The sequence below is a fragment of the Pseudomonas putida genome (assembly GCF_026625125.1).
Classification (GTDB): Bacteria; Pseudomonadota; Gammaproteobacteria; order Pseudomonadales; family Pseudomonadaceae; genus Aquipseudomonas; species Aquipseudomonas putida_X.
This window is the reverse complement of record NZ_CP113097.1, coordinates 1,648,308-1,669,975: the sequence shown is the minus strand read 5'-3', so window position 1 is coordinate 1,669,975 and position 21,668 is coordinate 1,648,308. Positions and strand designations below refer to the sequence as shown.

Below are 21,668 nucleotides of genomic sequence, written 5' to 3'. Positions count from 1 at the left end.
GCCTATTAATCGACCCGACGCGAGGTAGCCACCATGGCTAAACATACTCTACTGTGCAGTTTGCTAGCCTTACTGCTCGTCTCATTCAATCACGCGGCAAATGCACAGGCCGGCGGTACCATTACGCTGCTGAACCCAGACAAGAAAAAGTGTGCGCTTTATATTCCCGGCCCCGGTTCAGGGGTCACTCAGCAATTCAATCTGAGCGCCCAGGGTTCGGTAGCGGAATGCAAGGACTGGAAGGTCAGAAGCATCGTATTGACGGATCTCCCCTCGGCCGCGACTATTTACATGACCGATGATCCTTGGTGCACCCGCGGTCAGGGCAAACACGAAATCACATTACGCACTGCAATAGCCCCAACAACTTCTACAGACCCGCAAACACCTTGGGAAATTATAGACCTTTACGCGGTTGCGCCGAAAAACATGATTGCGCCCGGCCTACAACTTCGCGAAAAAAGAATGGAACAAGGCGCAAACCCGAGAGACTCGGTCAAATGTATTGAAGTGACCACATCAAAAACTATCGATACGCCGAAGCCCGTGACCACGACACTGCACGACACCGATGAACTTACTGTTTGGGAATGGAACTCCAAGTTCGATTGCCCGCAGAACAAAGTAATTGTTTCACGATTACACATGGGTGACTGGGAGGGGGGGGTCACTCATTATCGGTGCGCCAGTCTCAGACAAGGCAACAATGAGGTTGCATTAAGCGATGAAAGCGAATCGACCACATTCAAGGAATCGGGCGGCCATTACTTTTCTTGCCCTCCTAATCAGGTCATGAAGGGTCGCTCTTACACAGGTACCTCAGATGGCAGTACACATTATCGATGTGCGACACCTAAAGTAAATGGCCGTGCGCTTACCGTAACACCTGGGCCGTGGAGCACCTCACAAGTCGACAAGGGTAACGTGTTCACTTGTGAGCCTGGCGGGGTCATGGTCGGCCGTTGGCATGAAGGCTACTACAGCGGACCTTCCCGTGTGCGCTGCGCCACCGTGCAGTGATTTCCACCCATTCTCACTACAGGTTTTCCGTCATGAGCAACTCATCCATCGCCAGCTCCAACGCCTTCAATTTCATGAGCTTCGTGCAAAACAGCGTGGACCCGCGCACCGGCCAGTACACCCTGGCCATCGAACTGCCCGAACTGGTCGGTAACGACCTCAGCGGCCCGTCATTGCCGCTGCGCCTGGTCTACAACCCACTCAACAACCAGGATTCGGGCTTCGGTGTCGGCTGGACGTTTAACCTTACCGAATACGTGCCGGCGAGCAACATGCTCACCTTGCACAGCGGCGAGCGCTACAAGGTCGTCGGCGACAGTAACGACTACGCCATTCCCGAGCGCAAGCTGGAAAGCTTCCACTTCCATGTCGATGATGCCGAGCACTTTCGCGTGGTGCACAAGACCGGCCTGGTCGAATTCCTCGAGCTCCACGGCCCGCAAAGCAACCGCGTGGCCCTGCCGGTGCGGGTCGAAGCCGCCTCCGGCCATGCCATCACCCTTGAGCACACGCAAAACCCCTACGCCGAAAATGCCCCCTGCCTCAACCATATCAAGCAGGCCGGGCCGCCTCTGCTCACGCTGACCTACGAGAGCGCCAGGGTACTGATCGATCTGCATCCGGGGGCCGGCCCGGGGGGAGCGCCCCTGGCGCGCTACGAACTCAAGCTCAGCAGTCAGGGCTCGCCGGCCAGGCGCTGCATCGACGCCGTGGTGCTGCCCACCGACGACAAGGCCAGCTGGCGCTTCGACTACCGTGAACAGCGTGGCCTGTTCCTCCTGAGCGAGGTAGCCACCCCCAGCGGCGCCGTCGAGACCATCGCCTACGATGACGACGGCCATACCTTCCCCGGCGGTGGCCAGCTGCCCGACCCCCTGCCTCGGGTGACCCGCCACCAGATCGACCCCGGGGCCGACCAGCCACCGATGATCACCACCTACGACTACACCAGCAACAACTTCCTGGGCTATGGCAGCGGGATCCAGTGGAAGGACGATGGCGAGGATCATCTCTACGACTCCACCGACCAGTATTTCACCTACGGCTCCACCGCCACACAGTGGGTGCTCGACGCTGAGGGCGTGGAGCAGCCGCTGCGCACCATCACCCGTACATTCAACCGCTTCCATCTGCTGAGCAAGCAGGTCACCAACCAGGATGAACACATTCAGGAAATCGAGACCGCCTACCATGAGCTCCCGGGGCTGACCTTCGCTCAGCAACCGAACAACTTCCAGCTCCCTTACAGCACGACCCGTCGCTGGAAACGCGGCAACCAGCTGCGCGAAGAAGTGCTGATCACCCGCTACGACGAGCATGGCAACCTGACCCTCAAGTCCGAAGTGGCCGTGCCCCGTTACGATGCCCAGGGCAAATTGCTGGAAGCGCCAACCCTGGCCGGAACGATATACACCCGCCACAGTTACTACCCGGCCCAAGGCGATGGCGACGATTGCCCGCCCGACCCGTACGGTTTCGTGCGCACGACCAAGGAAGAGACCCGGTACCCGGCCACCGACGCCGAGGGCCAGGCGCAAACCTTGTCTAACCGCTACTACTACAGGAAGTTCGACACCCTTGGCGGCAGCCAGTCGGCCGGGTATTGGCTGCTGTCCAACCGCGAAGAACGCGTGCAACTGGGGGATGAGCCAATACGCCTGCAGCACAGCGAGCGTAAATACCTTCACCACCCCGACAACCCCTTGCTTCACGGGCGCCTCGACTACCAGGAGGACACACTCTACTGCGGCGAAACGCAAAAAACCTCGACCACCCGCTATTTCCATAGCCTGGTCGACGATGACCAAGGCGCCGCAAACCTGCTGCGCACCAAACGCACCTTCCAGGGGCATGACCGCCTCGAGCAAGTGACCGAAGTGGATGTATCCCGCCATACCGGCTCGGTCATGCGCCAGAAAAACCAACACAAGGTAGAAGTCCTTTTCCGCTACGATGCACTCGACCGTTTACTGAGCGAGACCCTCCCGGCCGATGGGACCACGCGCCAGTACAGCTATACCTCGCCGGGCGTCGCCGGGCAGGCCTGTAAATCTGTCACCGATGCACAGGGGGTGGTCACGCGAACCTGGTTCGATGGTGCTAACCGCACCTTGTGGGAAGAACTGGAAGTCGAGCATCCAACCCGTAACACCCGTGCCTGGCACAAGGTGTATGCATGCGACTATGACGGCGTAGGCAACCTACTGAAGGAAAGCCGCTTCGACCTGCTCGAAGACGACGAGCTTGGTGAGTTGCCACTCGCGCTGACCACGCATTTCGAATATGACGCCTGGAATGACCGCAGCAAGACCATAGGCCCGGACGGTGTTGCATTTTGCCAGGAGCGCTCGCCGTTTGGCGCCACGGGTGACATCCTCACCACCTGGCAAGAGCGCCAGAGCGCCCCGGGCGAGCGCCGTGGGGTGCAAGTCAGCGAGCTGAACGTGCACGGCAAGCCGATCAGCGACAGCCGCCTGGACAAGGACGGCAAAACGGTGGGCAAACAGACCTACCTGTATGACGGCCTGGCTCGAAGCGTGGAGCAGACCCAGACCCTGCGCGACCCCCTGGACGATGACAAGCAGCTTGCGCTTACCCAGCGTCATGAATACGACGCGTGGGATCGCATTTTCGCGACCGAGCGGCCCAACCGCTCGGTGCTGACGCGCACCTTCGCCAGCCACAGCCAGGCAGAGCTGACCGAAGCGTTGCATCTGCTGGAAAGACGCGACGCGCCACCGCAGGCAATCTGCAAGCGTGTTTTCGATGGGCTGGAGCGCATGACGCAGTTCACCGTGGGCACCCGTGTCGAGAAATACCACTATCGCCCCGACCAGGTGCTGGTGCACAAGCACGAGCGCGCCAGCGGCAAGACCGCCACCTTCGCCTATCGCCCGGAGCTGACGCTTCAACCTACCGGCATCAGCGCCGGTGAAGAGGCCCAGCCGTCCTACAATTTCGCCTACGATCGCAAGGACGCCGCCATTACCAAGGCCAACGCACCTACCGGCGAACGGGCATACAGCTACACCGACCAGGGTTTTTTGCTCAAGGAGAGCTGGGCCGGGCAGAACGAGGGCGAAAACTACGCGCTCGAGTACACCACTTCGTTGCAAGGCCTGCCGCTGCTGCGCAGTGGCGGCGGCGAGTTGCCGACCCGCAGCCGCTACGATGACAAAGGCCGGCTGAGGGAAACCCATCAAGGCCAGCTCAAGGCCACGTTCAGCTACGATGAAGACGGCCGCCTGCAAAAGACCGTCACCACCCATGAAGGCAACCAGCGTAGCGTCACCTGCGACGTGCTCTACGACGAGCATGGCCGGGAAAAGACGCGCACACTGACACTGGACGACGGCACGGTCGATACCCTCGAGTTGGTGTGGCGCGACGATGACAGTTTGCACCAGCGCATCCGCAAGCGTGGCGATGCCCTGCTGCTGCAAGAGACATTCAGCTACGACGCGCTCAGCCGATTGACCATGGTCGAATACGACGGCAGCGATTTGCCTGCCAATAGCGCACGTCGGCGGATCAAGAAACAGGTGTTTGGTTTTGACCAGCTGGACAACCTCACCCGCTGCCAGACACGTTTCGCTGACGGTAACACCAACAATGCCACGTTCGCCCTCGACGAGCTCAACCCCTTCCAGCTGAAGTCGGTGAATCACACGCTGCAACCTGACTATCCGCAAACCCAGGCATTCAGCTATGACGCCGACGGCAACCTGAACAACGACGAATGGGGCAACCTGCTCAGTTACGATGACCGCAGCCGCTTGTGCGAAGTGCGCAGCGCCGACGGGAAGCAGTCGCTGGCCAGCTACCGTTACGACGGCCACGACCACTTGGTGGGGGTGCGCCACGGCAGCGCCAGCGAAGTGATACGGCGCTTCCAAGGCTACCGGCTCAGCGGCACCGTGCAGGACGACGTGCTGGTGCAGTACCTGTGCAACGGCGAAACCTCACTGGGCCTGCAACACGTGCAAAGCGGCTCGGGACGCCTCTTGCTAAGCGACAACAGCGGCAGCGTGCTGGGCGAATACGCCGACGGCCAACTGCACGCTGCAAATCAAAGCGTTTACGGTGAGCGCGCCGAAGACGACGAATTGCAAAGCCTGCTGGCGTTCAACGGCGAAGTGCGCGAGCCAGGCTTTGGCTGGTACCTGCTCGGGCGGGGCTACCGTGCATACAACCCAGGGCTGATGCGCTTCCATAGCCCGGACGCTCTGGCACCGGAGGAAGCGGGCATCAACCCTTACCTGTACGCGTTGGGCAACCCCATATCCTGGCGCGACCCCACCGGCCATCGCGGCCAATCCGCGCTCGGGCGTGGCCCCATGCCAGGTTACGAGGACCCTTACGAGGTACCGGAGCAACCGGGGTCAGGCGCGATGGGGTGGATCTTTTTCGGCATCGCGGCGCTGGCATTGGTGGCATCGGTAGTGGTCCCCGTTGCCGGAGCGCTGGCTGCCGGCACGGCGATTGCTGCCGCCTTTTCGGCCACCGCCATTGTCGGCATCGCCGTGCAGACGGCCGGGGTGATAATGATGGGGGTGTCACTGCTAGCGGATGTCGAAGACGGCGTAAGAGAGGGGTTGATGTGGGGCGGTTCTGCCGTCGCGGGCATTGGGTCGATGATGTCGATGTCGGCGTTGATGGGCGGCATTCAACAGATCGCCGAGAAGGTGTCATCGAGCCTGGCCGGATTATGGGGAAATATCAAAGGGTTTTTCGGTGCCTCGGCGCGCGCGATACAGACCGTGGCTCCAGCGACGACGGCAGGTGGTATCCCGATGCGACCTACACCCGAGTATCAACTCCCTAGGGTAGGCCTCGACCGCCCTGATACGAGTGGTGTACGTACAACAACTTTGGCATCTCCATCAGCGGGCAATAACTCGGAACAACCGACGCCCGCGCGCCAACTACCTTCAGGAGAGCTGCCAAGTAACGGATCGTTGGCGCCACCCCACCCGCCTGTGCAACCTGTTCCGAGTACTTCTGCCGGGGACGGTGCAACATGGATGAACATGAATCGCCTTGTTGGGGGCTACGCCGGAGATAACGCGCCTATACCTTAGGCTACGCACAACCGCTACCCGAGAGCCGATGGGTAGCCTGACTAATCTAATTGGGTCCCGCAGCAATGCGGGACCCATTTCGTCCAGATATCAACATTTCCTTGCAGAATCCCCTTACATCCCCCGTCGACCCCGCCTCATAACCTGTTGCGTCATATATCGGCTTGCTTGGCTTTCTGCCTGGTCGCAAGTCGGATACGACCACGCCGGGCGCTTCCATGCTTCAGGGAAGCCTGGCCTCGCACCAGGACCACCCGATGCTCCTCTCGATATTTTATCGGCGGCGAACAGCTACGCCTTCAGCTAGCCGGTTACTTGCCATTGCCTGTGGCACCCTGTTGCTTCCCACAGCGCGGGTGGCATGGTCAACCGCTGAGCCGCTGGGCTTCGACCCCGCCTTCATTCACCAAACCGACGGCCAGCTCACCGGCACGGCTGCCCTGCACGGCCTGGCCAGCCAGACCCGCCTCGCCCCGGGACGCTACCGCATCGACGTCAGCGTCAACTTCGACTACCTCGGCCCACGCGACCTGGAGCTGCGCAATAGCGAAGACGGCAAGGGCCTGCAAGCCTGCATGACCGCCGCCCTGCTGCGCGAAGCAGGTTTGCGTGAAGAGGCGCTGCCCACGCCGCTCCCCGAAGCCGAGCCTTGCCTGAACCTGGCGCACTGGGTGCCCGATGCCTCGGCCCAGCTCGACACGGCCAGCTTGAGCCTGGCCCTGACATTGCCGCAGTTGCTACTGCGCCGCGAGGTCACGGGGGCGATTGCCAGCGACCTCTGGGACGCCGGGATCCCGGCCGCATTCGCCAACTATCAGGTGGCCACCCAGGTGCGCAACCTGCGCAACGGGCGCAACGAAACCAACCACGACCTGCTGGTGCACAGCGGCCTCAACGTTGCCGGATGGCGCCTGCGCAGCAGCCAGTCGATGCGCGACGATGCACACGGCAGCCGGCAGTGGTCACACACCAACACCTATGCCCAGCACGACTTGCCAGATAGCCATGGCACCTTCACCCTGGGCCAGACCTTCAGTAACGGTGACATTTTCCGCGGCCTGCCGTTCAAGGGCATGCAGGTAGCATCAGACCCGGGCATGCTGCCGGATATCATGCAGCAGTATGCACCGGTCATCAGCGGCGTGGCGCAAACCCGCGCCAGGCTCGAAGTGCTGCAAAACGGTTACCCGATCTACACCACCTACGTTGCCCCTGGGCCTTACCTTATCGACGACCTGGGCGTGGGTGCCAGCAGTGGCGAGCTGGAGGTGGTCCTCACCGAAGCCGACGGCAGCGTACGGCGCTCCAGCGTGCCCTACTCCACCCTGAACAACCTGCTGCGCCAAGGGGTGTGGCGTTACAGCGCCACCCTTGGCCGGTATGCCGGCGCCGAGAAACTCGATAACCCGCTGCTCTGGCAAGCCACCCTGGCCAGGGGGGCCGCCTGGGGCACTACCGTTTACGGTGGCGTACAAGGTGGCGACTACTACCGCGCAGGCACCCTGGGCGTCGCACGGGACTGGGGGCAGTTCGGTGCAACGGCATTCGATGTCACCCAGGCGAACAGCGACCTGGGGAGCACGCTCGGTCAGGTCCAGGGCCACAGCTACGCCGCCCGGTATGGCAAGGCGTTCTCCAGCGGCACAAACCTGCGTTTTGCCGGCTACCGTTATTCCACCGAAGGCTATCGCGATTACGACGAAGCCGTGCGCGAACGCAACGCCTATTCCGCCTGGCTCGGCAACCGCCGCAGCCGCCTCGAAGCCTCCGCTTACCAGCGCCTGGGGCAGAGCAGCTCGCTGAACCTGTTGTTGACCCAGGATGATTACTGGAATACCGGCTTGCGGCGGCGCCAGTACGAAATCCAGTTCAATACCCTGCATCGCGGCATCAGCTACAACCTGTTCGTCTCGCAGGCCTTGAATGAACGAAGCCGCAACACGCGGCTATTCGGCTTGACCCTCTCCATGCCGCTGGACTTCATGGGCCGCTCCAGCGCCAGTTTCGATGTGCAAACGAGCGATGGCCGACATAGCCAGCGTGCCAGCTTGTCCGGGAGCGCACTCGACAACCGCGTCAACTATACGGTCTCAGGCAGCCGTGACGAACAGAGCAGGCATTCGGCAGCCCTGTCAGGCAATTATCAGGGCAACGTCGCCAGCTACGGGGCGGGCATCACCCAAAGCAGCGGCTATCAATCGCTGTCGCTCAATGCCACAGGCAGCATGCTGCTGCATCAAGACGGGCTGACGTTCGGCCCCTATCTTGGCGACACCAATGCGTTGGTGCGGGTTGCGCAAACCCCAGGGGTTGGCGTGCGCAATGCCCCCAGAGCGAACACCGATTCCAATGGCTTTGCCTTGGTGCCGAACCTGCGGCCTTATCGGCGCAACCAGGTGATTCTCGAAACCGACATGCTGGGGCCCGAAACCGTCATCGACAACGGCAGCCTGCAGGTGGTGCCCAGGCGTGGCGCCATCGTCAGGGCCGACTTCGCCGCACGCAAGGTTGCTCGCCTGGTGCTCACGCTGCTCCAAGCCGAAGGCCAGCCGCTGCCCTTCGGTGCACAGGTCAGCACCCAGGATGGCCAACAGGTTGCGGTGGTAGGCCAGGCCGGCCAGGCCTTGGTCGCGGTCGATGCCAGCCCGCAAACCTTGCACGTGCGTTGGGGTGAGCAGCCACAACGGCGTTGCGAGCTGCAGATAGACCCTGCACAGATGCCAGCCGAACAGGGATACCGAATAAAGACCCTGCACTGCCCTGACGTTAATTCTTGATGATACTTGGGAAAACTTGCATGAAATACGGGCTCATTTCTGGAGTCGGCACACTCTTGCTAGCGCTCTGCTACAGCAACAGCGCCCATGCCGAGTGCTTCTTCAGAAGCGGTGGTACCGGCGTGTTGGAGTACTCGCTGGATGTCGGCACGTTGTGGATCCCCCGGGATGCCCCGATAGGCACTCCCATTGGCGCGGTTGATCGAAACGTCCAACTGCATAACGCAGCAAGGTTGGAGTTGGCTTGCTACAGCGACGGAACATCAACCTTGGAAGTATCATTGAGACCGAGCGTACCGATATTCCCAGGGGCCCTGCCACCGGTGAACGGCGAAGACCTCACGGGGCGTGTACTGCAAATCGGTGTGCCCGGCGTAGGTATTCACGTACGGCTGGACCGCCCCTACGCCAATTCCACTGCGCCGAATTTTTGGCGGCCCAGGACCTGGACATCAGTACCCTACGAGGGGTACTCCGAAGGACACACCGGGGGGGCGGGCATCATCATGAATATGATGCGCACCCACACCACCCTGGTTAAAACAGGAACGATCCCGTCCACACCCACCCCGTTCAACGTACAGTTGTTCACCGGGCATTACAGCGATGTGGGCATGGCATTGCGCTTCAGCCTCAGCGGCACGGTGAGGCAGGAACAATGCACCCTCCTGCCCGACCCATTCATAGCCGACCCGGTTCAACTGGGCGAATATCCCGTGCAGGACTTCACCGGCGTAGGCTACACCACGCCTGCAAAGCCGTTCCAGATTACCCTGAGCGACTGCGAAATTGACCCTGCCGCAAGCACGGCCCAAGCCTACCTGCGGTTCGAGGGCGTACGCGGCTCGCTGCCGATCGATGCAGACCAGGGCTTGTTCAGCCTGACGACGGACTCGACCGCGAGCGGCCTCGGCATACAGTTGCTGCATGATGACGGGCGCCCAGTCGAGCTCAATGTGGATGTGCCAGTCAAACCCCTGCAGGTCGGCGTGACCCAGCTCGACTTCCGTGCACGCTACCTGCAAACCGATGCCGATGTGTCGCCTGGCCGAGCGGATGGCGCACTGAAGTTCACCGTCAGCTACCGGTAGCGGGCAGGCGCAAGGTTGAAACGAGTGGAAGGGTGGCCCTGTAGCCGCCTTTCCGGGCCCAAGGCGATGGAGAAACTGGAAGGCTGGTCAACTGTGCCATGGCCGAATCGCCGAGTTGCGCGGGACTGAGCCGGGGCCACAGCGCCTGAGTGCCCCATTGATAAACGTCGCGCCCCGGCGGCCAATGGCCCTGGTGGGCCCAAGGCCCAGCTCAGCCATCAATCCGCTACGCCAACTACCCGGAATCGCTGTACTTAAAAATGTACTTGAATTTCGTGGCTGCTGGTGGATTCAGGGAAACTGCGCTGAAACGAAAAAAGACGCCGAAGCGTCTATTTTCAAGGACTTACAGATTTCAATGGAACTCTGTAAACCAATATTTGGAGCGGGAAACGAGACTCGAACTCGCGACCCCGACCTTGGCAAGGTCGTGCTCTACCAACTGAGCTATTCCCGCATTATGAAGCTGTTACCGCTATCGGCGTGAAGCGCCACTAAGACCTTCACCACCACTGCACCGCATAGACGCCACAGTATTTAAACTGGAGCGGGAAACGAGACTCGAACTCGCGACCCCGACCTTGGCAAGGTCGTGCTCTACCAACTGAGCTATTCCCGCAAATGGCGTCCCCTAGGGGACTCGAACCCCTGTTACCGCCGTGAAAGGGCGGTGTCCTAGGCCACTAGACGAAGGGGACACACAACACTTTTCAGTGCACCAGGTTTGAACCTCACGATTCAGCCTGGGTTTTCTTTTCCTGCCCCGCCGTTAAGCAGTGCCGGAGAAACTGGAGCGGGAAACGAGACTCGAACTCGCGACCCCGACCTTGGCAAGGTCGTGCTCTACCAACTGAGCTATTCCCGCATTGGCGTCCCCTAGGGGACTCGAACCCCTGTTACCGCCGTGAAAGGGCGGTGTCCTAGGCCACTAGACGAAGGGGACACGCTACAAGCATTGCTGCTTGCTTTCACTCCCTGCCGCGTATCGCTGTGAGCTTTACGCTGCAAGTGGCGCGCATTCTATGGATGCCTTGAAAGGTCGTCAACCCTTTTCTATAAATTTATTTAAATCAATGACTTCGCTCTCTATATAGGCTGCTTGTGCAGGGTGCCCGAGGATTGGCGTTGATTTTCTGGCGGGCTGAACGCAAAGTGCCATCACTGGAGAAATCCGGCGACGAGCCGACACAGAGTCACGTGGCGCCCTGGCTGGCCTGTTCGCTACACTCTCAATGTAAAACTTCCTGATGAGGCGTTAACGGTGACACCACTTCTGATCACACTGCTCATCGTTGCGGGTATCGCGTTGCTGATCGTGATCGGCTACCTCAACAACGTGGTCGAGAACAGCAAACTGGAGCGCGCGCGGCTGAAGATCGAACTCGCCGACCGCGTACGCCGCTGTGGCGAAATCACCGAGACCTTCCCCGGCCAGTTCATGACCCCGGCGCTCAAACTGTTGCTCACGCGCCTGGAGCTCAATCTCACGCAGCGGCAATTGGCGCTGGACAAGAACAATGCCGAACTCAAGGCACGCATCGCCGAACTGGACGGCCTGGTTGCCCAAGGCGAGCGAATCCCGGTGAACAACCCGCCCAGCCCGATCCATACCGAGGCCAAGGCCAAGGATGTGCGCTTCTTGCTCGAGGCTTTGCACACACAGATCGTCAAGGCTACTCAGGAAAATGTCCTGCAAACCACCGAGGGCAAGCACTGGGTAAAGGAAATTCGCCACCTGCTGGTATTGCTGCACATCGAGTTCTTCAACAATTTGGGCCAGCAAGCGCTGCAACAGGAACAACCGGGCCAGGCTCGCCTGGCGTTCGAGCGCGGCGTGCAGTACCTGCGCAAGCAGCCTGAACCGAAGGTGTATGAAGAGCAGCTGACCTACCTGGAGAAACTGCTGGCCCGGGCCAATGCCCAGGTGCTGGACCAGATGGAGCCGGCGGAGAATGACGAAAACGCACTGACCCAGGGGCTCAAGACCGACCAGGAAGAAACCTGGAAAAAGCGGGTCATCTACGATTGATGTGAAAATCGAGCCCATCGCCGGCAAGCCGGCTCCCACCCGGATTTGCGCCGGCTTTAGAGATGGGTAAGGCCGTTGCTTCCACAGGTACAGCACAGGCCTGAAAAACTACGCGGTCGTGGTGGGAGCCGGCTTGCCGGCGATGGGCTGCGCAGCAGCCCCCCTAGCGGAGGTGTAATAGCCCGAGCACGCTCGGCGGGACCTGCGAGCAGCTGGGGCCGCTTTGCGGCCCATCGCCGGCAAGCCGGCTCCCACCCGGATTTGCGCCGGCTTTTAAAGATGGGTAAGGCCGTTGCTTCCACAGGTACAGCACAGGCCTGACGAGCTGCGCGGTCGTGGTGGGAGCCGGCTTGCCGGCGATGGGCTGCGCAGCAGCCCTGATAACGCTAATCAGCAGTCGGTCAACTCCAGAAAGACTGCCGCCAACCGCTCCAGCCCGCGCTGGTCCGCCTCACTGAAACGCGCCAGCTTCGGGCTGTCCAGGTCGAGCACACCAATCAGCCTGCCCTCCTTCACCAGCGGGATCACCAACTCGCTGTTGGAGGCGCTGTCGCAGGCAATATGCCCCGGGAAGGCGTGCACGTCTTCCACCCGCTGGGTCTGCCGGGTGGCCGCTGCTGCACCGCACACGCCGCGGCTGAACGGAATGCGCACACAGGCCACTTGCCCCTGGAAAGGGCCCAGTACCAGCTCTTCATTGCGGTTGAGGTAAAACCCGGCCCAGTTCAGGTCATCCACCTGGTGGTACAGGAACGCCGAAAACTGCGCGGCATTGGCGATGAAGTCACGCTCGTCAGCGAACAGTGCCTGCACTTGCGCAGCCAGCAGGTCGTAGCCGTCGAGGCCGGCGCCACTGGCATTGAGGTCGATCATTTATTTCTGCTCCAACAATTGCAGCCCCACCCAATAACGGGCGAACTGGTAGGCACAACGGCCATTACGGTTGCCGCGGCCGGTGGCCCAGCGCACGGCGAGTATGTCGAGCGCTTCGTCACGCTGCCAGGCCAAGCCGGCAGAGGCCGCCAGCTGGCCTATCCAGTGCTCGACCACATCGAGGAAATGCTCCTGGGTGAACGGGTAGAACGACAGCCACAGGCCAAAACGGTCGGACAAGGCGATCTTGTCTTCCACCGCCTCGCTGGGGTGCAGTTCGCCGTCGACGCGCTTCCAGTTTTCGTTGTCGCTCTCTTTCTCCGGCACCAGGTGACGACGGTTGGAGGTGGCGTACAACAGCACGTTGTCCGGCGCCTGCTCCAGCGAGCCGTCGAGCACGCTCTTGAGCACCCGGTAGTCGCCCTCCCCGGCTTCGAACGACAGGTCGTCGCAGAACAGGACGAAACGTTGCGGCAGTTTCTGCAGTTGCTCGACCACACGCGGCAAATCAGCCAGGTGGTCACGCTCGATCTCGATCAGGCGCAGGCCGGCAGCGGCGTGTTCGGCCAGCAGCGCGCGTACCAGCGACGACTTGCCGGTACCACGCGAGCCCCACAGCAGCGCGTGGTTGGCAGGCAGACCGTTGATGAACTGATGGGTGTTGCGGCCCAGTTGGTCGCGTTGCTTGTCCACGCCGATCAGGTCGGTCAGGCGGATGTCCAGGCTGACGTGCAACGGCATCAAGTAGCCGGTACGGCCATCGCGCTGCCAGCGCGCAGCCAACGTGGTGTTCCAGTCGATGTCCGGACGCGGTGCCGGCAGCAGCGGCTCAAGGCGCGCCAGCACGGACTCTGCGCGTTCCAGAAAAGCATTCAAGCGGGCGTCCATGACGACTCCTAGCAAGACAGGTGAAGTTTGAAGCTGAATGTGCGACAGGCCCACCAGCAGCCGTGGCTGATCGGCTATGCTTGCGCAGCGCAAGGGACGTGAAACCGGCTCGGGACTCATGGATATCAAGTTCACCAATCGCCTGTCATACAAGCAAGCCCGGTTGACAGTCCTGGTGGGCTTCATCCTGGGAACATTGCTCAGTCTCATCCAGATCGGCATCGATTATGCCAGCGAAGACGCATCCATCAACCGTGAAGTGGAAGCGTTGCTGCAAATCAGCCACAACCCGGCCTCGCGCATCGCCTACAACATCGACTCGGAACTGGCGCTCGAGCTGACCCGGGGTCTGCTGCAGTCACCGGCCGTGTTCCGCGCGCGCCTGATCGACAACAACGAAACCGTATTGGCTGATGTCGAACGCATCCGGCTGCAGGACAGCTACCGGCCGGTGAGCGATTTTCTGTTCGGTGAACAGCGCCAGTTCCAAGAGCGCCTGTTCCTCACCCATATGCCCGAAGAGTATCTCGGCACGTTGTACCTGGACGTCGACACCTTCGCCTTCGGCAGCCGTTTCTTGGACCGCGCCGGCGTCACCCTGCTCAATGGCTTCGCCCGCAGCCTGGTCCTCACCGGCATTCTCCTGGCCCTGTTCTACATGATGCTGACCAAACCGCTGGTCAAGGTGATCGGTGCACTCAGCGGCCGCGACCCCCGCCACCCCGGGCAAACCCGCCTCGATTGCCCTCCCGGGCATGAACTCGATGAGATCGGCGTGCTGGTGAAGGTCGCCAACCAGCAACTGGTCAGCATGGCCACCGAGATCCAGCAACGGCGCACTGCCGAAAACCGACTGACCCAGTACCTCAATGAGCTGGAAGACATCGTTTCGGCCCGCACCGAAGAGCTCAAGGCCAGCAACAGCCGCCTGAGCCAGTCCAACCAGGAGCTGGAGCATGCCCGCCAGCGCGCGCTGGACATGGCCCAGGCCCGTGCAGCGTTCCTGGCCAACATGAGCCACGAAATCCGCACCCCGCTCAATGGCATGCTCGGCATGATCGCCCTGGCCCTGGACAGCCCGCTGGAAAGTGAGCAGCGCCAGCAGCTGTCGATCGCCCACGACTCGGGCAAGGTGCTGGTGGAACTGCTCAACGATATCCTCGACCTGTCCAAGTTCGATGCAGGGCAGCTGGAACTCGAACGCATCCCCTTCGACCTGGGCGCGATGGTGGAGGACACGGCCAACCTTTTATCGCAGAACGTCGCGCAAAACGTCGAGCTGACCTGCCTGATCGCCAGTGACTTTCCAAGTTCGGTACTCGGCGATCCGACCCGGGTACGCCAGGTAGTGAGCAATTTGCTGTCCAATGCCCTCAAGTTCACACGCTTCGGCCGCGTCGACGTGTGCCTGAGCACCCTCGTCGGCGGCATACGCCTGGAGGTACGCGACACCGGCATCGGCATTCCCGAAGATGCGCAGGCACGCATCTTCCAGCCGTTCACCCAGGCCGGTGCCGGCATCACCCGGCAATATGGCGGCACGGGCCTGGGCCTGGCACTGACCCGCAACCTGTGCAAAGCCATGCACGGCCACCTGCACATACGCTCCGAGCCAGGGGTGGGCAGCTGCTTCAGCGCCGAATTACCCCTGCCCACCCACACCGAGGCCATCGCCCCTGCGCCGCTGCAGGGCCACGTCGTGGCGCTGAGCGATGCCGGCAGTGGCCTTGCCGAACTGCTGCAGGACGTGCTGCCGCGCTGGGGCCTGAGCTACGCGAGGCATGACAGCGCCCAGGCACTGGCGGGCGGTGCCATCGACCTGTTGATCACTGACGATTTGGACCACTTGTTCCAGCTACGCCCTGCGCTGAAAGCGCCGATCCTGCTGGTGACGGCCTACGGCAACTTCCTGTCGCCGGAACAGTCGGCGCAACTGGCCCCGCTGCACCAGCTGGCCCGCCCCCTGGCGCGCAATGCCTTGTATCAGACCCTGCGCCGCACCCTGCAGGGCCAGGCTCCGGAACACCCGCTGGCCATCCCGACGCTTACCGCTACCGACGGCCGGGCGCGCATTCTGCTGGTGGAGGACAACCCGGTGAACCAGCTGGTGGCCAAGGGCATGCTGGCCAAGCTCGGCTGCCGGATACAGGTGGCCACCCAGGGCGTCGAGGCGCTGGAGTGGCTCGAGCAGGAAGACTTCGACCTGGTGCTGATGGACTGCAACATGCCGGTGATGGACGGCTATGAGGCCAGCCGACGCATCCGCCAGAGTGGCCGCTGGCCTGAGCTGCCGATCGTCGCCCTGACCGCCAACGCCATGCCCGAGGAGCGCGAACGCTGCCGGGCGGCGGGCATGAACGACTACCTGGCCAAGCCGTTCCGGCGTGAAGAGCTACTGACGCTGATCGACCATTGGGTGCCCCTTAGCGGCTGAGCACGCGTTCGATATCAGCCTCCAGTGCCTGCGGCTTGGTGGTGGGCGCATAACGCGTGACCTTGCCGCTGGCCGGCTCCAGCAGAAACTTGGTGAAGTTCCACTTGATCTTCTGCGACCCGAGCAGGCCGGGCGCACGCTGCTTGAGCTCGACGAACAGCGGGTGAGCCCCTGGGCCGTTGACCTCCACCTTGCGAAACAGCGGGAAGCTCACGCCGAAATTACGCTCGCAGAACTGCGCGATTTCCCGCGCTTCCCCCGGCTCCTGCTTGCCGAACTGGTTACAGGGGAACCCCAGTACTACCAGGCCTCGCTCGCGGTAATGTTGCCAAAGTTGCTCCAGCCCCTTGTACTGCGGGGTGAAACCGCACTGGCTGGCGGTATTGACCACCAGCACCGCTTTGCCGGCAAAGTCGCCCAGCAGCTTGCGTTCACCGGCCAGGGTCACACAGGGGATGTCGAGTATCGATTCAGCCATGGTCAGGCTCCATCACGCGGTTTGAAGTCCAGGCACACCGAGTTGATGCAGTAACGCAGGCCGGTCGGTGGCGGCCCGTCGGGGAATACATGGCCCAGGTGAGCATCACATTGCGCGCAGGTCACCTCGGTGCGGATCATGCCGTGGGAGGTGTCGCGCGTCTCGATCATCGCGCTGTCTTCGATCGGCGCGTAAAAACTCGGCCAGCCACAGCCAGAGTCGAATTTGGTGGTCGAATCGAACAGCGCCAGGCCGCAGCAGATGCACTGGTAGGTACCCGCACGCTTTTCGCTGTTGTACTTGCCAGAGAACGGCCGTTCGGTGCCCTTCAGGCGGCACACCTGGTACTGCTCCGGGTCAAGCATCGCACGCCATTGTTCCAGGGTTTTGTCGATCTTTTGCATGTGTGGACCTCGGCAGGCTGAATTTCACCTCGCGCCGTCTTTTCCGTAGCGCGGGTGGCACGTATATTAGTTGGCTTCGTGTGCAAGGCCTCAAGTCTGGCACCCGCGCCCCGCCCTTTCAAACCTTTCGACGGCGGCGCACCGCGTATTCTCAATCGGGATCACATCATGCAGTTCAGCAAATCGAACAAGCTCGCCAATGTCTGCTACGACATTCGCGGCCCGGTGCTCAAGCACGCCAAACGTCTGGAAGAGGAAGGCCATCGCATCCTCAAGCTGAACATCGGCAACCCGGCGCCGTTTGGCTTCGAGGCGCCGGACGAAATTCTCCAGGATGTGATCCGCAACCTGCCCACTGCCCAGGGCTACAGCGACTCCAAAGGCCTGTTCAGCGCGCGCAAGGCGGTGATGCAGTACTGCCAGCAGAAGGAAATCGAAGGCGTCACCATCGAGGACATCTACCTGGGCAATGGTGTGTCCGAGCTGATCGTGATGTCGATGCAGGCGCTGCTCAACAACGGCGACGAAGTGCTGATCCCGGCGCCCGACTACCCGCTGTGGACTGCCGCAGTGAGCCTGGCTGGCGGCAAGCCGGTGCATTACCTGTGCGATGAGCAGGCCGACTGGTTCCCTGACCTTGAAGACATCAAGGCCAAGATCACCCCGAACACCAAGGCCCTGGTCATCATCAACCCGAACAACCCGACCGGCGCCGTCTATTCCAAAGAATTGCTGCTGGGCATGCTGGAGCTGGCCCGCCAGCACAACCTGGTGGTGTTCTCTGACGAGATCTACGACAAGATCCTCTATGACGAAGCCGTGCACATCAGCACCGCGTCACTGGCCCCGGACCTGCTGTGCCTGACCTTCAACGGCCTGTCCAAGTCGTACCGGGTGGCGGGCTTCCGCTCCGGCTGGCTGATCATCTCCGGGCCCAAGCATCACGCCCAGAGCTACATCGAAGGCATCGACATGCTGGCCAACATGCGCCTGTGCGCCAACGTGCCGGCTCAGCACGCCATCCAGACTGCGCTGGGCGGTTACCAAAGCATCAATGACCTGGTGCTGCCGCCGGGCCGGCTGCTGGAGCAGCGCAACCGCACCTATGAATTGCTCAATGAGATCCCCGGGGTCAGCTGCGTCAAGCCGATGGGTGCGCTGTATGCCTTCCCACGGATCGATCCGAAGGTTTGCCCGATCTTGAATGACGAGAAGTTCGCGCTGGACCTGCTGTTGTCGGAAAAGCTGCTGATCGTGCAGGGTACGGCGTTCAACTGGCCGTGGCCGGACCACTTCCGCGTGGTGACATTGCCGCGGGTGGATGATCTGGAAGCGGCGATTGGCCGGATTGGCAACTTCCTGCGCACTTATTCGCAGTAAGTACCGGCCTCATCGCCGGCAAGCCGGCTCCCACAAGTACAGCGCAAGCCTTAAGAACTGCGGGGTATCTGTGGCAGCCAGCTTGCTGGCCCTTACAGTCACAGCACAAGTCTTCAGCATTGCAGGGTATCCGTGGCAGCCAGCTTGCTGGCCCTTACAGGCACAGCACAACTCTTCAGCATTTGCAGGGTACTTGTGGGAGCCGGCTTGCCGGCGATTGGGCTGCAAAGCAGCCCCTTACAACCCCCAGATACCTTTCTTACATCCTGCAACGCTCTAGCTCACAGCCCCAACCAGATCCTCTGCCATACTCCGCCGTACACAGTTTGAAATAGTCCCCCGATTGAATCGGCGCGCCCGGCCCCTTATATACCCCGCATACGCAACACACTCATCCGTCAGGAGAACGTAACAACCATGATGCGCATTCTGTTGTTTGTAGCCACCAACCTTGCGGTGGTGCTGGTTGCAAGCATTACCCTGAGCCTGTTCGGCTTCAACGGGTTCATGGCCGCCAACGGGGTTGACCTCAACCTCAGCAGCCTGCTGGTCTTCTGCGCCGTGTTCGGCTTCGCCGGCTCCCTCGTTTCGCTGTTCATCTCCAAGTGGATGGCGAAGATGAGCACCGGCACCCAGATCATCTCCCAGCCGCGTACCCGCCACGAGCAGTGGCTGCTGCAGACGGTCGAAGAGCTGTCCCGCGAAGCCGGCATCAAGATGCCCGAGGTGGGTATCTTCCCCGCCTACGAGGCCAACGCCTTCGCCACCGGCTGGAACCGCAACGACGCTTTGGTAGCCGTATCCCAAGGCCTGCTGGAACGCTTCTCGCCTGATGAAGTACGCGCCGTGCTGGCCCACGAGATCGGCCACGTGGCCAACGGGGACATGGTCACCCTGGCGCTGGTACAAGGCGTGGTGAACACCTTCGTGATGTTCTTCGCCCGCATCATCGGCAACTTCGTCGACAAGGTGATCTTCAAGAACGAAGAGGGCCAAGGCATTGCCTACTACGTGGCGACCATCGTCGCCGAGTTGGTCCTGGGCATCCTCGCCAGCATGATCGTCATGTGGTTCTCGCGCCGCCGTGAATACCGCGCCGACGAAGCCGGCGCACAACTGGCCGGCACCGCCGCGATGATCGGCGCCCTGCAGCGCCTGCGCGTAGAGCAGGGCCTGCCAGTGCACATGCCCGACACCATGAAGGCATTCGGCATCAATGGCGGCCTCAAGCATGGCCTGGCCGGCCTGCTGATGAGCCACCCGCCGCTGGAAGAGCGCATCGAGGCGCTGCGCCGCCGGGGTTGATTGTTCAGGCACCAATCAAGGGCGACTACGGTCGCCCTTTTTTATGCAGCCGGCCTGCATATTTGAGACGGTAATCTTCAGAGCTGTGGGGGTGGTGGAAGCAACTGGCTTGCCGGCGATACAGACGCTGTGGTGAATGGCACCGGCTGCGCCGGTGATCGCCGGCAAGCCGGCTCCCACAGGGATCGCACCAGCTTTTCGAAGTTGAGCAAGACAGTTGCCCCCACAGGGATCGCGCCGGCTGTTAGAAATTGGGCAAGACAATTGCGCCGGCTATTAGAAATCGGGCAAAAGGTTGCTTCCACAGGTACAGCGCAGGCCTGGAGAACTGCGCGGTCGGGGTGGGAGCCGGCTTGCCGGCGATAGGGCCAGCACAGGCAAACCCACATCAGAATCGTACGCGATAGGCCCGCTCAACAAGGCACTTCACCCCCGCCTGCAAGAACTTAGGGCTTTCCCCGATCACGTCTTGCGCCTCCAGCTCCTCCACCTGCCACCCGGCAAACCCACGCCGCACTTCCTCGTCGGCGACCGAAAACGGCGGCCCCGCCAGCAGACGCTGCTCGTAGTCCAAGGTCACCACAAGCCCACTGCCCGTAGGCAGCAGCCGCGAAAGCAAACCCATGTACCGCTCACGCATTGCCGGAGGCAGGGCAATCAACGCAGCTCGGTCATACAGCCCCACGCAATCGGCGACATCCTCGGCGCGCAAGGCGAAGAAATCACCACACCACAGCTCCACCTCACCACTGCTCCACACTTCGAACGCACCCTGTTGCCGAACCTGGGCCTGCAGCCCCTGCTCCTGGAAGAAGTCCTCCACGGCCCGGCGCGACAGCTCCACACCCCGCACGCGATAGCCCTGCCCCGCCAGCCAGGCCAGGTCCAGGCTCTTGCCGCACAACGGCACCAGCACCCGGCTGCCGGCAGCCAGGCCAAGCCCCGGCCAGTAGCGTTGCAGGTAGGGGTTTGCCTGGGCCTGGTGAAAACCGATCTGGTTATCGGCCCACTTTTGGTGCCAGAACGCCTGCTCCATAGTTCCTCCAGGTTTTTAGATCATTTGGGCAAAAATCTTATATTGGAAATCGATCGGTGACTGATCGAAGATGACTGCATCTTACCCCTCAGGACCCTACCATGCTGCCCAGCCTGTTCATTTCCCACGGCTCTCCGATGCTCGCCCTGCAACCCGGCGCCAGCGGGCCAGCGCTGGCCCAGCTGGCCAATGCCCTGCCACGCCCGAGGGCGATCGTGGTGGTGTCGGCGCACTGGGAAAGCCACGAACTGCTGTTGACCGCCAACCCACAGCCGCAGACCTGGCATGACTTCTACGGCTTTCCTGCAGCGCTTTATGCCGTTCAGTACCCTGCGCCTGGCCAGCCGCAACTGGCGGCGAACGTCAGCGCGCGGCTCAACGCCGCTGGCCTGCCGGCTCGCCTGGATGCCCAGCGGCCCTTCGACCATGGGGCCTGGGTACCGCTGTCGTTGATGTATCCCGATGCAAGCATTGCGCTGATTCAGGTGTCGCTCCCGAGCCACATGGGGCCGGCGCAGCAAATCAAGGTCGGCCGAGCGTTGGCCGGGCTGCGCAGCGAGGGTGTGTTGCTGGTCGGCTCTGGGAGCATCACCCATAACCTGGGCGAGCTGGACTGGCATGCAGGGCCGGACGTGATCGAGCCTTGGGCACTGGCATTTCGCGATTGGGTGGTGGAGAAGCTGGGCGAAGACGACCAGGCCGCGCTGCTGGACTTCAAGCAACAAGCGCCGTTTGCGTCGCGTAACCATCCCAGTGATGAGCATTTCTTGCCGTTGTTCTTCGCCCTTGGGGCCGGTGGCAGGTTTGGCATCGTGCACCAAGGGTTTACCCTCGGCGCGCTGGGGATGGACATTTACCGCTTCGACTGAAAA

Annotated in this window: 14 protein-coding genes and 5 tRNA genes; 9 read left to right on the top strand and 10 right to left on the bottom strand. The window is 61.6% G+C overall.

Translation table 11 applies throughout. The features are described 5' to 3' along the window. Positions 1-33: 33 nt before the first annotated feature. The 4 genes from OSW16_RS07650 to OSW16_RS07635 all read left to right on the top strand — a co-directional run bounded on the left by OSW16_RS07650 (position 34) and on the right by OSW16_RS07635 (position 9,969). Complete coding sequence (locus OSW16_RS07650) at positions 34-1,020, top strand: hypothetical protein (protein WP_267822013.1); 987 nt, start codon at positions 34-36, stop codon at positions 1,018-1,020. A 32-nt stretch (positions 1,021-1,052) separates the two neighbouring features. Further along, complete coding sequence (locus OSW16_RS07645; protein WP_267822011.1) at positions 1,053-6,101, top strand: RHS repeat-associated core domain-containing protein; 5,049 nt, start codon at positions 1,053-1,055, stop codon at positions 6,099-6,101. Between the two features lie 257 nt (positions 6,102-6,358). Then, on the top strand, positions 6,359-8,878 hold the full coding sequence (locus tag OSW16_RS07640; RefSeq protein ID WP_267822009.1) for a fimbria/pilus outer membrane usher protein: 2,520 nt from the start codon (positions 6,359-6,361) through the stop codon (positions 8,876-8,878). Between the two features lie 506 nt (positions 8,879-9,384). Next, positions 9,385-9,969: a fimbrial protein gene (locus tag OSW16_RS07635; RefSeq protein ID WP_267822007.1), complete on the top strand. Its 585-nt coding sequence runs from the start codon at positions 9,385-9,387 to the stop codon at positions 9,967-9,969. A 381-nt stretch (positions 9,970-10,350) separates the two neighbouring features. Here the strand turns inward: OSW16_RS07635 and OSW16_RS07630 are convergent. The 5 genes from OSW16_RS07630 to OSW16_RS07610 form a co-directional block, all read right to left on the bottom strand. Next, positions 10,351-10,426: transfer RNA gene (locus tag OSW16_RS07630), tRNA-Gly, on the bottom strand. Positions 10,427-10,512: 86 nt separating this feature from the next. Further along, positions 10,513-10,588, bottom strand: a tRNA-Gly gene (locus OSW16_RS07625). 3 nt (positions 10,589-10,591) lie between these two features. Further along, positions 10,592-10,667: transfer RNA gene (locus tag OSW16_RS07620), tRNA-Glu, on the bottom strand. Positions 10,668-10,758: 91 nt separating this feature from the next. Next, positions 10,759-10,834, bottom strand: a tRNA-Gly gene (locus OSW16_RS07615). Between the two features lie 2 nt (positions 10,835-10,836). Further along, a tRNA-Glu gene (locus OSW16_RS07610) sits at positions 10,837-10,912 on the bottom strand. Between the two features lie 318 nt (positions 10,913-11,230). Here OSW16_RS07610 and OSW16_RS07605 point away from each other — a divergent pair. Then, positions 11,231-11,998: a hypothetical protein gene (locus tag OSW16_RS07605; protein ID WP_241802996.1), complete on the top strand. Its 768-nt coding sequence runs from the start codon at positions 11,231-11,233 to the stop codon at positions 11,996-11,998. 390 nt (positions 11,999-12,388) lie between these two features. Here OSW16_RS07605 and OSW16_RS07600 read toward each other — a convergent pair whose 3' ends face one another. Continuing rightward, positions 12,389-12,871: a GAF domain-containing protein gene (locus OSW16_RS07600; protein WP_267822004.1), complete on the bottom strand. Its 483-nt coding sequence runs from the start codon at positions 12,869-12,871 to the stop codon at positions 12,389-12,391. Beyond that, positions 12,872-13,759, bottom strand: a complete 888-nt coding sequence (locus OSW16_RS07595; protein WP_241802994.1) for an ATP-binding protein — start codon at positions 13,757-13,759, stop codon at positions 12,872-12,874. 76 nt (positions 13,760-13,835) lie between these two features. Here OSW16_RS07595 and OSW16_RS07590 point away from each other — a divergent pair, with 76 nt between their 5' ends. Further along, the gene (locus OSW16_RS07590; protein WP_267822001.1) at positions 13,836-16,193 is read left to right on the top strand and encodes a hybrid sensor histidine kinase/response regulator; all 2,358 of its coding nucleotides are present in this window, start codon (positions 13,836-13,838) and stop codon (positions 16,191-16,193) included. On the opposite strand, the gene OSW16_RS07585 is transcribed toward OSW16_RS07590, so the two are convergent. Both OSW16_RS07585 and msrB read right to left on the bottom strand, forming a co-directional pair. Then, entirely contained in the window at positions 16,183-16,671 is a 489-nt protein-coding gene (locus OSW16_RS07585; protein WP_241802992.1) for a glutathione peroxidase, read from the bottom strand. The two genes, OSW16_RS07590 and OSW16_RS07585, sit on opposite strands and share 11 nt — an antisense overlap. A 2-nt stretch (positions 16,672-16,673) precedes the next feature. Further along, entirely contained in the window at positions 16,674-17,075 is a 402-nt protein-coding gene (gene msrB / locus OSW16_RS07580; protein WP_267821998.1) for a peptide-methionine (R)-S-oxide reductase MsrB, read from the bottom strand. A 168-nt stretch (positions 17,076-17,243) separates the two neighbouring features. Between msrB and OSW16_RS07575 the strand changes: the two genes are divergently transcribed. Together OSW16_RS07575 and htpX are read left to right on the top strand one after the other, a co-directional pair. Next, complete coding sequence (locus OSW16_RS07575) at positions 17,244-18,455, top strand: pyridoxal phosphate-dependent aminotransferase (RefSeq protein WP_085675507.1); 1,212 nt, start codon at positions 17,244-17,246, stop codon at positions 18,453-18,455. Between the two features lie 417 nt (positions 18,456-18,872). Beyond that, positions 18,873-19,760 carry a protease HtpX gene (gene htpX / locus OSW16_RS07570; protein WP_012313391.1) on the top strand — a complete coding sequence of 296 codons (888 nt, stop codon included), beginning with the start codon at positions 18,873-18,875 and terminating at the stop codon, positions 19,758-19,760. Between the two features lie 388 nt (positions 19,761-20,148). On the opposite strand, the gene OSW16_RS07565 is transcribed toward htpX, so the two are convergent. Then, positions 20,149-20,796, bottom strand: coding sequence for a thiopurine S-methyltransferase (locus OSW16_RS07565; RefSeq protein ID WP_267821994.1), 648 nt, complete (start codon positions 20,794-20,796; stop codon positions 20,149-20,151). 101 nt (positions 20,797-20,897) lie between these two features. On the opposite strand from OSW16_RS07565, the gene OSW16_RS07560 reads away from it, so the two are divergent. After that, complete coding sequence (locus OSW16_RS07560; protein WP_267821991.1) at positions 20,898-21,665, top strand: DODA-type extradiol aromatic ring-opening family dioxygenase; 768 nt, start codon at positions 20,898-20,900, stop codon at positions 21,663-21,665. Positions 21,666-21,668: the final 3 nt, after the last annotated feature.

What these genes read in the sequence shown, in the direction of transcription:
- OSW16_RS07650 (WP_267822013.1), top strand. Translation starts at nt 34, where the DNA reads ATGGCTAAACATACTCTACTGTGCAGTTTGCTAGCCTTACTGCTCGTC.
- OSW16_RS07645 (WP_267822011.1), top strand. Translation starts at nt 1,053, where the DNA reads ATGAGCAACTCATCCATCGCCAGCTCCAACGCCTTCAATTTCATGAGC.
- OSW16_RS07640 (WP_267822009.1), top strand. Translation starts at nt 6,359, where the DNA reads ATGCTCCTCTCGATATTTTATCGGCGGCGAACAGCTACGCCTTCAGCT.
- OSW16_RS07635 (WP_267822007.1), top strand. Translation starts at nt 9,385, where the DNA reads ATGAATATGATGCGCACCCACACCACCCTGGTTAAAACAGGAACGATC.
- OSW16_RS07600 (WP_267822004.1), bottom strand. Translation starts at nt 12,871, where the DNA reads ATGATCGACCTCAATGCCAGTGGCGCCGGCCTCGACGGCTACGACCTG.
- OSW16_RS07595 (WP_241802994.1), bottom strand. Translation starts at nt 13,759, where the DNA reads ATGGACGCCCGCTTGAATGCTTTTCTGGAACGCGCAGAGTCCGTGCTG.
- OSW16_RS07590 (WP_267822001.1), top strand. Translation starts at nt 13,836, where the DNA reads ATGCTTGCGCAGCGCAAGGGACGTGAAACCGGCTCGGGACTCATGGAT.
- OSW16_RS07585 (WP_241802992.1), bottom strand. Translation starts at nt 16,671, where the DNA reads ATGGCTGAATCGATACTCGACATCCCCTGTGTGACCCTGGCCGGTGAA.
- msrB (WP_267821998.1), bottom strand. Translation starts at nt 17,075, where the DNA reads ATGCAAAAGATCGACAAAACCCTGGAACAATGGCGTGCGATGCTTGAC.
- OSW16_RS07575 (WP_085675507.1), top strand. Translation starts at nt 17,244, where the DNA reads ATGCAGTTCAGCAAATCGAACAAGCTCGCCAATGTCTGCTACGACATT.
- htpX (WP_012313391.1), top strand. Translation starts at nt 18,873, where the DNA reads ATGATGCGCATTCTGTTGTTTGTAGCCACCAACCTTGCGGTGGTGCTG.
- OSW16_RS07565 (WP_267821994.1), bottom strand. Translation starts at nt 20,796, where the DNA reads ATGGAGCAGGCGTTCTGGCACCAAAAGTGGGCCGATAACCAGATCGGT.
- OSW16_RS07560 (WP_267821991.1), top strand. Translation starts at nt 20,898, where the DNA reads ATGCTGCCCAGCCTGTTCATTTCCCACGGCTCTCCGATGCTCGCCCTG.